Genomic DNA, 13,394 nt, shown 5'->3' on the forward strand with positions numbered 1-13,394 from the left:
TAGCAGATAACTTGCCTGTGCTCATCTTACTTCATCATGACGTGAGTAATACTTGTTGATAAAGAGAATGCAACTCTGCGGCAAGGCGTTGCGGCGTGTAAGGCAGAATTCTGCTGCGTGCGGCCTCACTCATCGCTGAATCAACGGCTTTCGACGGAATGGCATTAACAGCATCGTTTAAGGCTTTGATATCTAATGCATCGCAAACGAAGCCTTCCTGACCCTCAGTAATAAACTCTGCTCCGCCACAGCCGAAGCTGGTAATCACCGGCAGACCGCACGCCATCGCTTCCAGTACCACGTTCGGGAAGGGATCGTACAATGTGGGTAAAATTAAGGCGTCGGCTGCGTGATAGAAAGAGATCACATCCTGCTGTACGCCGACAAAACGGATACGGTCGAGGCAGTTAAGCTGATTTGCCAGCTGCTGATAGCGACTCAACTGCTTATCCTGGCCGACGACGATCAGATAGCGATCGCTGTTGGCCAGCGCCTCAATTGCCGCACGTAAACCTTTACGTTCAAAGCCGGAGCCAACATAGATTAGCGCGCAGGCATCAGCGGGAATATTCAGCTGCTTACGGGTTGCATGGCGCGTGGCTTCGGTTGCCGGCTGGAAACGCTGTGAGTCGATGGCGTTATAGATTACCGCAAATTTTTCTTCCGGTACCTGGAAGCAGCGGATGATGTCACGCTTCACCATCTCCGAGTTACAGATGATTTTCTTCAAAGAGTCGGAGCGGAACATCTGTTCTTCAGCCTGCATTACGTAGTGGTGATAAGGGATGAAGCGGGTAGCGAAGCGCTGTAGCGGCGAAACAATGCGCGCGCGTTGCTCCAGCCAGACGCGGTGCACGCCATCACCAGCACGGAAAATATCACAGCCTTCAATACGTTCGTGGCTCTGCACGATATCAAACTTTTCCCGCTGCCAGCAGGCGCGTGCGGCCTCGGCGAATCCGCGTTCGCGTGATATGCGACCCCACTTTTTTGGATTGCAGATATGCAGGTGCCAGTCAGGATTTGGCGTGCCTTGCCAGCTGCGGGTGATAATGTTCAGGTCGAGCCGATCGCTCTCCAGCGCTTCCAGCGCGCGGGAGATAAAGCGTTCTGCACCACCGTCAGGGCGATACTTCTGTCTGACAATGGCGAGGCGGACTTTATGCATCCAGATAGCTCCTTGCTGCTGTTACCACCTCTTCCACCGGAATGGCGGCGAGATAGCGCTGTTGAGTGTTGGTGTTAATCGCGTCCGGGTCGGGCAGCGGCGCATAGTCACCGGCCCAGATAACCCGGTTTCTTTCGCCCCACGGACGCCAGTGCTGCAGTTTAGTCGGGCCAAAAAGCGCGATGCAGGGCGTACTCAGCGCGGCGGCCATATGCATAGGTGCAGAGTCCACGCCGATAAACAGTTCAGCATCATCGATCAGCGCGGCCAGTTGTGGCAGCGTGAGTTTACCGGCCACTGAGACCACATCGGCGTTCTTACACAGTGACAGAATATTATCGATCATCGCCTGCTCCCGGGCATCCGGTGCGGCGGTCAGCACCACCTTCAGATTGGGATGTGCCAGCTGATCGATCACCGCGGCCACTTTCTCATCTTCCCAGCACTTAAATATCCAGCGTGAAGTTGGCTGAATCACCAGATAGCGGCCGTTGATGTGCTGCTGTTGTAACACCTGACGGGTTTGCTGCAGATCGCTTTCGCTGTAGTGCATTGAGGCGCTGATGCCTTCAATTGGCACATCAAGCGGTTGCAGGGCAGATAAATTTTGCTCCACGGTATGCAGCAGGTGGTGATTATCGGTAGAGACAAGATAGTTATGGCAAAACTGCCACAGGCGATTACGACGCTTTTTGAAGGCAAAACCAATACGCACTGGTGCGCCGGAGAAGCGGGTAATCATGGCACTTTGCCACTGGTCGGCAAGATTAATCACGACGTCGTAATGGCGGGAGCGAATGGTCGCTTTGAGCGCGCTTTCATGCTTGAAACGCTGCCATCCGCCCTCTTTTTTCCAGTTACGATCGATAACGTGAATGTCGCTAATGGCCGGATGAGCTTGCAGCATCGGACGCGTTTCCGCATATAGCAACACGTCAATCCGTGCATCAGGATAACGCTGATGCAGGGCATTAATCACCGGTGTTGTCAGCAGCATGTCACCATGGTGGCGTAATTTGATCAGCAGAATATTACGTGGCGTAAACGTTGAGGGAATCGGGCTTGCCATACTTATGGTTTCTCAAAGTTAAGTGAAACGATTGTAGGGGAAACCTTTGGCCGGTTAAAGCCATTAACGCACCGGCGTAACGCAAAGCCAAATCGGGGCAGAAGGTAGCCTCCTGCCCCGGTTAACGCAGTGTCAGGACTGAAAACCTTGCGGATTACTGGACTGCCAGCGCCAGGCGTCCTCCATCATCACATCAAGATTGCGCGTCGCCTGCCAGTCCAGCCCGGTTTTGGCGAGCGACGGATCTGACCAGCATTCGGCGATATCGCCAGGGCGGCGCGGCACCACCTCATAAGGTATTTTCCGTCCGGAAGCCTGTTCAAACGCGTGCAGCATCTCCAGTACCGAGTAGCCAACACCGGTTCCGAGATTATAAACAGCAACGCCCTGATGCCTGTCGATATGTTCAATCGCTTTCAGATGGCCTTCAGCCAAATCCATCACATGAATATAATCGCGCACGCCGGTACCGTCTTTGGTCGGATAGTCATCACCAAATATCGCCACTTTTTCCAGTTTGCCAATTGCGACCTGTGCAATGTAAGGCATCAGATTGTTAGGAATGCCGTTCGGATCTTCGCCAATCATTCCGGATGGATGAGCGCCCACCGGATTGAAATAGCGCAGAATGATAATAGTGAAGTCCGGTTCGGCCAGCGCGAAGTCTTGCAGAACCTGCTCGACCATTAACTTGGACGTCCCATAGGGATTGGTGGTGCCGCCGGTGCGCGACGTTTCAACCAGCGGAATCTGTTCCGGCTGGCCGTAGACGGTAGCGGATGAGCTGAAGATCAGCTTAGTGACGCCTGCGCGGCGCATTTCCGCCAGCAGCACCAGGCTACCGGTAAGATTATTATGATAATAATCCAGCGGCTTACGCACCGACTCGCCGACTGATTTCAGTCCGGCAAAATGAATGACCGCTGAAATGCTGTGCCGGGCAAAAATTTCTCTGAGTGTTCCGGCATCGCAGACATCACCCTGACAGAACGTCACCGTTTTACCGGTCAGGGTCTCCACCCGATCTAAAGCCACAGCGGAGGCATTGACCAGATTATCCAGTACCACTACATCTTCGCCTTTTTCCAGCAGCGTGAGCACGGTATGTGAACCGATGTAGCCTGCTCCGCCGGTAACCAGAATCGCCATAAAAATCCTTTCTGTCAGGAAGTGATAATGCTATCTGACCGCGAGTTCGAGATAACGGTCAATAATTAAATTAATATCGAATTTAGCATACATTGCTGGGGTAATGTGCGGTGGTGACTGCCAGCAAAGTTGAAGTTTCTCTGCCAGTGAGCTGGCGTTGAGATCCGCCTGAAATGCTGCCAGTTCACCGACCATTATTTCACCAACGCCGCCGGGGCAAGCGGTGCTGACAATTGGCGTGCCGCAAATTAGCGATTCGATTAATACCGTAGGCAGGCCTTCACTGTCAGAGCTGAGCGCAAACAGCCGCGCACCCTTCAGCATTGGCAGCGGATTTTTGCAAAAGCCAGCTAGGATGACCTGCTGTTGCAAATTAAGCTGCTCGATTTTTGCCTGCAGCTGTTGGGTTACTGCCGCATCCCCCTGGCCGACGATCACCAGTTTGGTTGGCAGTTTTGCCTGCGCAAAGGCTTCCAGCAGGCGATCCTGACGCTTCACCTGATGGAAGCGACCGACGTGCAAAATATACTCTTCACCGGCAAACGGATTCTCTGCCTGCGCGCGTTGCTGTATCTGCGCCACATCGAACGGGTTATAGATGGTTAACATTCTGAGCGGTACAATGCCCATGGCGTTGACCAGATCTTCGCCAACGGCATCCGACACGGTAATAATGTTGCGCCCGCGATAAACCTGCTGAATTTTGGCTTTTTTCAAATAGCGAGCCAGCGGCTTCTTATTACCGAGGTAGGAACGCGAATAAATGCCGTGAATGCAGTGCCAGACATTACAGCGTTTTAGCAACTGCGATCGCACCACAATCCGATCGGTTTTATGCAGGCTGGAAATCACCAGTGCCGGTTCCCCTTTCTCGGAGAACAGCTGTTCCAGCTGGCGATCAAGGGAGCGCGCCCGTCGTGGCAGCTCGGTCAGTTTACGCAGTGGGCCGCGTCCGCTGTCGTGATCAACCCGGTAATCGACATTTGGCGGAATATCGTAATCCAGTCGTTTGCTCAGAGACAGCAGGGTGACCTGATGGCCGCGATCGGCAATGCCTTTTGCCAGCGTGAGCGTGACGTTTTCAGCGCCGCCACCGGGCAGGCCATCAATAATGAAAAGAATATGCTTTGTCATGGCGTCCGCAGTTCAGGCTGATTCTGATAAGTTGATTAGGGCTAAATTCTAATGGACTGGCTATGCGATGGCTACTTTTGCGGATTTTTCCTGCTCAATGTCCGGTTAAATTACTTTGCGCTGATAAGTCCCGCTGCGTAACATAACTGCTCAGTTTTTATGAGGTCAGAAAGATTATGGCAAGGCCCGCATTTCTCATCACGATTGATACTGAAGGTGACAACCTCTGGGAAAATCATGACAAAATCGATACGCGAAACGCTGCTTTTTTGCCGCGGTTCCAGTCCCTGTGTGAGAAATTTGGTTTTAAACCGACCTGGTTAACCAACTATGAAATGGCCATCGATCCGGTTTACGTGGAATTCGCCAAAGATGTTATTGCACGCAATCAGGGCGAAGTAGGGATGCATCTGCATGCGTGGAACAGTCCTCCTTTAGTTGACCTGACCGGCGATGACTGGCGATATAAGCCTTATCTTATTGAATATCCTCAGGATGTCATTAAAGATAAAGTTGAGTTTATGACACAGCTGCTGGAAGAGACCTTTCAGACCAAGATGCTTAGCCACCGCGCCGGGCGTTGGGCGTTTAATGAATACTACGCCTCGCTGTTAATTGAGCAGGGTTATCTGGTCGATTGCTCGGTCACGCCTCGCGTCGACTGGCGTAATTCACCAGGCGATCCGAAAGGCAATGGCGGCACTGATTACCGTGATTTTCCGCATCACGCTTATTTCATCGATCGGCAGGATATTGCCAAAGCGGGCAACTCGCCGCTGCTTGAAGTGCCGATGAGCATTCAACACAAATACTCTCCGTTAATGAATAGCGTTAAGCAGGGTGTGGCGCGTTTACGCGGTAAAAAGCGTAGTCCGTCGGTAAACTGGCTACGCCCGGTGGGGGGAAACCTCGAGAAAATGAAGCGGGTGGCTGAACAGTCGCTGGCTGAAGGTGCTGATTACGTAGAATTTATGCTGCATTCATCAGAATTTATGCCGGGCGGAAGTCCAACATTCAAAAATGAAGCAGATATTGAACAGCTTTATGACGATCTGGAACAGCTGTTTAGCTGGTTACAGTCGCGCACTTTGGGAATGACATTAGCCGAGTATTACCGGCACGCTAAGGAAGTCAGATGAGAAAACCCTGGAAAGCTAAAGCAGTCGATCTGATTTTGCGACTGTATACCAAACGCAAAGGATTGTTAGCTTCACGCGATACCTTTCCTCAGGAAAAGCAGTTTGCCAATATCGTAATTTACTCCACTACCGCGTTGGGTGATTTTATGATGAATACACCCGCGATTCACGCGGTGCGGCAGCGTTTTCCCGAGGCTTTTATCACGCTGGTGGCGCACCAGAAATTTCGTGATTTTATGGCCGACGGTGAAGACTGGGATCGGGTGGTTTACTGGAACAATAAAGTAAACTCGCTGCGGGCTCTGTTAAACCAGTTGAAAGAAAAAGGTCAACCTGATCTGGCGATCATTTTGCACGCCCACGATCCCTATGATTACCTCAGCGCGGTCATGTCCGGGGCAAAATATATCTTCCGCGACAATTATGCCGACGATTTTCCGTGGCGCGACCGCTGGCTGACCAATTATACCTATGGATTCAAAGGTCATTTAGTCCAGCGCAAGCTGGAGTTAGTTGCGCCATTAGGGTGTGACATCAGTAATGTGGCAATGAGAGTTCCGCGTGCTCCAGCTGAGAAAATAGTTAAGCCAGATAATCAACGAGTTATAGGTTTTCAGATGGGCGCATCTTCTGCTGAGCGTTGCTGGCCTGCGGAAAGTTTTGCCGATGTTGCCAATACGCTGCTGGCGGAAAATCCTCGGGCCAGCGTGGTATTGATTGGCGGGCCAGGCGAAAAACATCTGGAAAGTCCGTTTATGGACAAGGTCGATCCGGCTTTCCGCGACCGAATTGACAGCCAAATTGGTAAGACGACGTTGCCGGCGTTGGTTGAGACCATCAATAACTTCGATGTATTGCTGACCGGTGATACCGGGCCGTTGCACGTGGCGATTGCACTCAAAGTACCGACATTGAGCTTGTTTGTTACTGAGGAGCCGTATTCAAGTGGCCCGTATCAGGATACTGAGATACATCAGATTCTGTATGGTGTGCGAATGGCACTTATTCCAGGATCGTTGTCTAACGAAGCGATGAAAACGATTACATCAGCGCAAGTGATTGCCTGTTTACGAAATAATTTTGCTGTTTTTAGCTGAATCAACGGCCATTGCTGCCAGGCAGGAAGAGAATGTCTTTACTCGGACCGTTAAAAAATTATCGTCGCACGTTGTTTTACACCGTTTTGCTGCTGGTTTTATTGTCTAACCTGACAATGTTTTTCAGTGTTAAAAGCGCCAAAGTGGCATTTTACTGGGCGTTCTATTTTTCACTACTGGGGATGCTCTGTGATTTTCATCGCCTGCAAAATCGTCACTGGTGGATTATTGCCCCGATACTTTTGCTCGGCATCAGCGATCTTATCTGGTTTGCCTGGATCTATATCGGCAATCCCGACTTCGACGAGTTCAACGCTTACCTTAATACCGGCAAGCGCTTAATTCTGGCTGCGGTGATTGGCTACTATTTGCTCAGTGTGATGCCGAAATATCACCAGACCAGCCGGGCAGTGATCAAGCTGGCGCTGGTTCTGACCTTTATTGTCGCCAGTGGCGTGGGCATCTGGCAGCATTTCTATATGCCGGGTCGGGTAGACTTCTTCCTTGGCCGTGCCACCAATGCTGCCTATGATTACTCCATTCTGTCTGCTGCATTAATCTTTCTGCTGGTCTACGAAAATGTGAACCGCAGAACCATGCTGTGTAGCCTGGTGATCTTTGCCGTCTCTTATTACATTATTTTCCAGACCGGAACGCGTAATGTTATGGCAACGTATCCGCTGCTGATTATCTTTGTCGGTATTGTTAAGCTGCGTCATCTTGGCTTTAAGCCACTGATTTTTGTGTTACTGAGTATTGGCGTCGTCACTGCGTTGAGCTATCAACATGTTATTAAGCCGAAGTTTGATGCCACGGTTAGCGAGTTCAATCGCTATGAAAATACGAATGGTAATGAGCATGGCTCACTGACCAGTCGTCTGGCTATGTGGAGTATCGGCAAGAGTTTAATCATCGATCATCCGCTCGGTAACAGCCTCGAGGAACGCTGGAACTATGCGCAGGATTATGTGAAGCGTAATGACGCGGATAAAAGTGCATTAAGATATGTTAACGTCCATCTGCATAACGAATTGATCGAGGTGGCCAGTTTAATGGGCGTACAGGGAGCGCTGGTGCTGCTTTTTTTCTACTTCTCACTGTTGGGATACGCTTATTACACCCGTAACCCGCCGCTGTTCGCCATTATGATGGGGATTATCGTTTGTGGGCTTACGGATGTGCTGTTTGGCAGCCGCGAGCAGACCATTATGCTGAGCTTACTGATTATTTCAGTGGTGGTATGGCATAACGATCGCTTGCCAGGTACGCATCGTAAATAAGCCCCTGTTGGGCAGGCGTGATTATTGCGCCTGCCTGGCGACTCTCAGCAGTTTACGTTTATAACTAAAGCGAACGCGCCTGTTGGCTAAAAACGCTAACTTCCCTATCTCCCTGATGCGCTTCTTTGTCTTCTCCAGTTCTACTGTCCCGGCCATTTCCCCCGCGTAGCGGTTAAAGAGATCGATCCAGTGGCAGGCAATAAGATGGCTGAAACGGGCAGGAAGTACCAGATCCATATGTTCCAGCGTCTGATACAGGCATTGCACTTTCGCCAGATTAATTTTGCCGGAAAGGCTTCCGCTGCGCTTGATATACAGATAGAAACCGCTGCGTGAATAGAGGATTTTGTTGCTTAACGCCAGCACCTGCGGAAACACCCAGCTGTCTTCGTAGCAAACAAATTCAGGAAAGGGTGCAGCAATTAAAATCTCTCGCCGGAAGAACTGGCCGATAACATGTGCCTGAAAATCACGGTGAATCAGGAAGCGCTCAATAGCATTATCCGGCGACAGGATTTCTGGCGCGGATGCGGTGACGATTTCGGGATGCGTGGCGTTTTCTTCTGTCTCAATCAGCTTACAAATCAACAGATCGGGGCGCTGCTGTTGCAGAATTTGCAGTTTCTCGTTCAGCTTATTGGCTAACAGCAAGTCATCACCATCGATCATCAGAATATATTCACCCTGACACTCGGCGACGGCAAAATTACGCACCTTTCCAATATTGGCAAATTGCGTAATAAAAGTTTTACTGGCCGGATAAGTTGCGGCGAACCGATCGATAATCTGCTGGGTGTTGTCAGTGGAGTTATCATTGGTAATGATAAATTCGCACAGTGGCAGGGCGCCACCGAGCGACGTAATCACGCTAGCCAGAGTGGCTGATAACCATGCCTCGCCATTATGTGCCGTGATAATAATGCTTAACAGTGGAGGCATTGGCATAGTGTGCTCGTTATAAGAGATTGTTCAAAGCCGCCGCCACGCTGGCAGCGGAAATATCAGCCATTAGATGACCGCTTTCAGGCTTCAGCACAAACTGATTTTTACCATAGCCGCCAATCAGGCCGGGATCGGTTGGACCATAAAGCGTGATATTAGGGCGATCGAGCGCTGCCGTTAAATGGCTCAAGCCAGTATCCACTGAAACCACCGCTTTAGCGCCCGCCAGCGTTTTTGCTACCTGTTCCAGCGTCAGCTTCGGTAATACATCAACGAAATCAAAACCCTCTGCCAGCCGCTGCGCACGCTGATGCTCATGCTCTGCGCCCCAGGGTAATTTAATGCGTAATCCCGAGTCGGCCATCAGGGCAATCAGCTCGCGCCAGTGCTCTTCCGGCCAGTGTTTGCTGTCACGGGTCGTCGCATGCAGAAATACCAGGTAAGGATGAGCATCAACCGGTGGCTGTGCGAGGAAGTGCGCCGCAATGGCGTAATCCCCGTTTGTCTGCGGTTTTTCATAGCCGAGACTTTTGGCAAACAGCTCACGCGTGCGCTCTACTGCATGTTGCTGCTTACTGATTTCGTGGCGTTTATCAAACCACCAGCTGGAAAACGGCTCGCGTGCGCTGCGGCTGTCGTAGCCGTGTTTCTCACCTTTGGCGAGGCGGGTAACCAGCGCGGCGCTCTTAATCAAACCCTGAGCGTCGATCACCCGATCGTAAGTGCGCAATTGCAGCTCACGTTTAAACAGCACGCGTTCTTCACGCTGCTGGCTGCCAAACCAGTGCTTCCGCCAGCGGCGGATTGCCACCGGTAATACGCGATCGACCGCCGGATGCCACGAAGGAATCTGCGCGAAACCCTCTTCAACCACCCAGTCAAAACGAATATCGGGAATGGCATTCATGGCGTCAGTCAGTGCCGGCAGCGTATGCAGCACATCGCCCATAGAAGACGTCTTAACAATCAAAACCTGCATTAATTCTCCTGGCTCTGTACGAGCAGGGTTTCCAGCTCATTCAGCACGCGAGCCGGCTGAATATCGATCAGGCTTTGGTGATAGCCCTGTTCCGCGTCACCTTTACGGACTTTGTGATAGCCGGTAATCAGGCGGATAACCCGCGCCTGCTGGGAAAGTGGCGGAGTAAAGTCCGGGCTGCTGGGGCCATAAAGTGCCACCAGCGGGCGATTCAACGCAGCAGCAATATGCATCAGCCCGGAATCATTGCTGACCACCGCCCGGCAATGTGCCAGCAGAATTACCGCCTGCTCCAGCTGGGTTTCACCCGCCAGATTGCGACAGAATGGCCGCGCTGATTCATCCAGAGATTGCAGAATTTGCTCGCCGGTTTCATGGTCTTTCGCCGATCCAAACAGCAGGATTTGATAGCCCTGATCGATCAGCTGCTGCGCTAGCGCCGCGTAGTGATAGTGTGGCCAGCGTTTTGCCGGGCCAAATTCGGCTCCCGGACAAAAACCGATAATCGGACGCGCGCTGGTTAGTGAAAAAGCGGCAGCAGTGGCGACTTTTTCCTCTTCGCTGACCTGCAACTGCGGCCACAGCAGCGGCTGCGGCAGATCGCGCGCTGAGCGAATCCGATCTTTGTCATAAGCCAGCGCGGCATAACGCTCGACCATTAACGGGAAAGCTGGTTTATCCAGCACGCGCAGATCGTTCAGTAAGCCGTAGCGCATTTCACCGCGCCAGCCGGTACGTTGCCGGATACCGGCAAAGAACGGTACTAACGCCGATTTGAATGAACCCGGCAGTACATACGCGCGGTCATAGCCTCTGGCGCGGAGGGATTTCCCCAGCCGACGACGTTCACCGATCGCCAGCGCGCCGTGACCCAGCGGCATCGCCAGCGCTTCGTTGACTTCCGGCATGCGGGACAGCAGCGGCCGGCACCACGCGGGTGCCATAACGTCTATCACCGCTTCAGGATGGTTTGCCTTCAGCGTGCGATACAGACTTTGCGACATCATCATGTCACCGACCCATGACGGCCCGATCACCAGAATTTTCATCAACGAATTTGCCTTCCTTAAGCGTCGCGGTTCAGCCAGGCCATATAGTCAGCCACGCCTTCAGCAACGGTTTTAAACGGCTTGTCATAGCCCGCTGCACGCAGCTTGGTCAGGTCGGCCAGGGTAAATGCCTGGTAGCGTCCTTTCAGTTTTTCCGGGAACGGCACATACTCAATCTCACCTTTCTGGTGATAATTCAGCGCGGCATCCGCCACTTCCTGGAACGACTCGGCACGACCGGTGCCGCAGTTGTAAATGCCGGAAACGCCATTTTTCCAGAACCACAGATTCACCGCCGCCACATCTTCAACGTAGATAAAATCGCGCTTGAAGCTATCGCTGCCTTCAAACAATTTTGGATTCTCGCCGTTGTTCAGCTGGGTATTCAGGTGGAAAGCAACGCTGGCCATGCTGCCTTTGTGGCCTTCACGCGGACCATAAACATTGAAGTAGCGGAAACCACAAATCTGCGACTCTGCTTCTGGCAAAATCTGGCGAACATACTGATCAAACAGTACTTTTGAGTAGCCGTAGACGTTCAGCGGCTGCTCATACTGACGCTCTTCTATAAAATCAGTATTACGACCGCCGTAAGTGGCTGCGGAAGAGGCGTAGAGGAAAGGAATTTCGCGTTCAAGGCAGAAGTGCAGCAGCTCTTTCGAATACTGATAATTGTTGTCCATCATGTACTTGCCATCCCACTCCGTAGTGGAAGAGCAGGCACCTTCATGGAATACCGCTTCGATAGGGCCGAAATCATCACCGGCAACCACGCTGGCGATAAAATCTTCTTTATCCATATAGTCAGTGATGTCCAGATCGACCAGATTGACGAACTTGGTGCCGTCTTTCAGGTTATCCACTACCAGGATGTCGTTAAAACCGTCGTTATTGAGTGCTTTAACAATATTGCTGCCGATAAAACCAGCGCCGCCAGTCACGATAATCATGAGCTTAACCTTAACCTTGAACAGTGGTATGAAACAGGAGGTTTCATACGCTTATAACTGACATCATAACATTTCATTGCCGGGCAGACAGCCAGATGAGTCCGTAACGTAATGTAAGTAATCTTTCAGGGCGTGATATATGCTGCAAAAATGATAATCGGTAACGCAGATTATCGTTTAATGATTTTCTCTTCAGTAAGATATCCCGGACATTAGCCCGGAATGGAGGATAAACATGGCCGCAGATTTTTATCGTCAAATCAATGATCAACTGTCGCAGGCGCGTCAGGAAGGTCTGTTCAAAGAAGAGCGCATTATTACCTCGGCACAACAGGCCGATATCGAAGTGGGTGAAGGGAATCACGTCATCAACTTCTGCGCTAACAACTACCTGGGGCTGGCTAATCATCCGGCGCTGATTCTGGCGGCGAAAGAGGGTATGGAAAGCCATGGTTTCGGTATGGCCTCAGTGCGCTTTATCTGCGGCACGCAGGATACGCATAAACAGCTGGAAAAACGGCTGGCCGAGTTCCTCGGCATGGAAGATGCGATCCTCTACTCCTCCTGCTTCGATGCCAATGGCGGCCTGTTTGAAACGTTGCTCGGTGCGGAAGACGCGATTATCTCAGATGCGCTCAACCACGCTTCAATTATTGACGGTGTGCGTTTATGTAAAGCGAAACGTTATCGCTACGCTAATAACAATATGAGCGAGCTGAAAGCGCGGCTGGACGAGGCACAAGCAGCCGGTGCGCGACACATCATGATCGCGACCGACGGCGTATTTTCGATGGACGGGGTGATCGCTAACCTGAAAGCCGTGTGCGACCTGGCTGATGAATATGGCGCACTGGTTATGGTTGATGACTCTCATGCGGTAGGTTTTGTCGGTGCCAATGGGCGCGGCACCCATGAGTACTGCGACGTGATGGGCCGCGTGGATATTATTACCGGCACGCTGGGTAAAGCGCTGGGTGGCGCTTCCGGCGGCTATACCGCCGCGAAAAAAGAGGTGGTTGAGTGGCTGCGCCAGCGTTCACGACCTTATTTGTTCTCTAACTCGCTGGCTCCGGCGATTGTGGCTGCCTCAATTCGCGTGCTGGATTTGCTGGCCGAAGGCGACGGCTTGCGTCAGCGTCTGTGGGATAACGCCCGCTTCTTCCGTGAAGAGATGACCAAAGCTGGCTTTACCCTTGCCGGTGCCGACCACGCCATTATTCCAGTGATGCTGGGCGAGGCGACGGTAGCGCAGGAATTTGCGCGTCTACTACAGAAAGAGGGGATCTATGTCACCGGCTTCTTTTATCCGGTGGTGCCGAAAGGCCAGGCGCGTATCCGTACTCAGCTGTCGGCAGGGCACACTCACCAGCAGATTGTGCGGGCAGTTGACGCTTTTACGCGTATTGGTAAGCAACTTAAGGTTATCAGCTGAGGAGTG

At 51.8% G+C, this 13,394-nt stretch carries 12 protein-coding genes; 4 read left to right on the plus strand and 8 right to left on the minus strand.

Annotated elements, in window-relative coordinates; genetic code table 11:
• Positions 1-34: 34 nt before the first annotated feature.
• The 4 genes from ACP3TC_RS22220 to ACP3TC_RS22235 all read right to left on the minus strand — a co-directional run bounded on the left by ACP3TC_RS22220 (position 35) and on the right by ACP3TC_RS22235 (position 4,520).
• A complete protein-coding gene (locus ACP3TC_RS22220; protein ID WP_426817271.1) occupies positions 35-1,168 on the minus strand; it encodes a glycosyltransferase family 4 protein in 1,134 nt (377 codons plus the stop codon).
• The gene (gene rfaQ, locus ACP3TC_RS22225) at positions 1,161-2,237 is read right to left on the minus strand and encodes a putative lipopolysaccharide heptosyltransferase III (RefSeq protein ID WP_313854547.1); all 1,077 of its coding nucleotides are present in this window, start codon (positions 2,235-2,237) and stop codon (positions 1,161-1,163) included. The genes ACP3TC_RS22220 and rfaQ overlap by 8 nt, the downstream gene beginning before the upstream one ends.
• Positions 2,238-2,369: 132 nt before the next feature.
• Positions 2,370-3,386, minus strand: a complete 1,017-nt coding sequence (gene galE, locus ACP3TC_RS22230) for a UDP-glucose 4-epimerase GalE (protein ID WP_313854545.1) — start codon at positions 3,384-3,386, stop codon at positions 2,370-2,372.
• Positions 3,387-3,416: 30 nt separating this feature from the next.
• Positions 3,417-4,520, minus strand: coding sequence for a glycosyltransferase (locus tag ACP3TC_RS22235; protein WP_313854544.1), 1,104 nt, complete (start codon positions 4,518-4,520; stop codon positions 3,417-3,419).
• Positions 4,521-4,696: 176 nt separating this feature from the next.
• Between ACP3TC_RS22235 and ACP3TC_RS22240 the strand changes: the two genes are divergently transcribed.
• The 3 genes from ACP3TC_RS22240 to ACP3TC_RS22250 are packed head-to-tail and all read left to right on the plus strand — an operon-like array spanning position 4,697 to position 8,036.
• Entirely contained in the window at positions 4,697-5,659 is a 963-nt protein-coding gene (locus ACP3TC_RS22240; RefSeq protein WP_313854543.1) for a polysaccharide deacetylase family protein, read from the plus strand.
• Positions 5,656-6,756 carry a glycosyltransferase family 9 protein gene (locus ACP3TC_RS22245; protein ID WP_426817272.1) on the plus strand — a complete coding sequence of 367 codons (1,101 nt, stop codon included), beginning with the start codon at positions 5,656-5,658 and terminating at the stop codon, positions 6,754-6,756. Before ACP3TC_RS22240 ends, ACP3TC_RS22245 begins: the two co-directional genes overlap by 4 nt.
• Before the next feature lie 32 nt (positions 6,757-6,788).
• On the plus strand, positions 6,789-8,036 hold the full coding sequence (locus ACP3TC_RS22250) for an O-antigen ligase family protein (protein WP_313854539.1): 1,248 nt from the start codon (positions 6,789-6,791) through the stop codon (positions 8,034-8,036).
• Between the two features lie 21 nt (positions 8,037-8,057).
• Here the strand turns inward: ACP3TC_RS22250 and ACP3TC_RS22255 are convergent, their stop codons facing one another.
• The 4 genes from ACP3TC_RS22255 to rfaD are packed head-to-tail and all read right to left on the minus strand — an operon-like array spanning position 8,058 to position 11,956.
• The gene (locus tag ACP3TC_RS22255) at positions 8,058-8,981 is read right to left on the minus strand and encodes a glycosyltransferase family 2 protein (protein ID WP_426817273.1); all 924 of its coding nucleotides are present in this window, start codon (positions 8,979-8,981) and stop codon (positions 8,058-8,060) included.
• Between the two features lie 10 nt (positions 8,982-8,991).
• The gene (gene rfaC, locus ACP3TC_RS22260) at positions 8,992-9,957 is read right to left on the minus strand and encodes a lipopolysaccharide heptosyltransferase RfaC (RefSeq protein ID WP_426817274.1); all 966 of its coding nucleotides are present in this window, start codon (positions 9,955-9,957) and stop codon (positions 8,992-8,994) included.
• Complete coding sequence (gene rfaF / locus ACP3TC_RS22265) at positions 9,957-11,006, minus strand: ADP-heptose--LPS heptosyltransferase RfaF (protein ID WP_313857837.1); 1,050 nt, start codon at positions 11,004-11,006, stop codon at positions 9,957-9,959. Before rfaF ends, rfaC begins: the two co-directional genes overlap by 1 nt.
• 17 nt (positions 11,007-11,023) lie before the next feature.
• Positions 11,024-11,956: an ADP-glyceromanno-heptose 6-epimerase gene (gene rfaD, locus ACP3TC_RS22270; RefSeq protein WP_426817275.1), complete on the minus strand. Its 933-nt coding sequence runs from the start codon at positions 11,954-11,956 to the stop codon at positions 11,024-11,026.
• 235 nt (positions 11,957-12,191) lie between these two features.
• Between rfaD and kbl the strand changes: the two genes are divergently transcribed.
• Positions 12,192-13,388: a glycine C-acetyltransferase gene (gene kbl, locus ACP3TC_RS22275; protein WP_313854529.1), complete on the plus strand. Its 1,197-nt coding sequence runs from the start codon at positions 12,192-12,194 to the stop codon at positions 13,386-13,388.
• Positions 13,389-13,394: the final 6 nt, after the last annotated feature.

The organism is Winslowiella sp. 2C04, from assembly GCF_050037805.1.
Classification (GTDB): domain Bacteria; phylum Pseudomonadota; class Gammaproteobacteria; order Enterobacterales; family Enterobacteriaceae; genus Erwinia; species Erwinia toletana_A.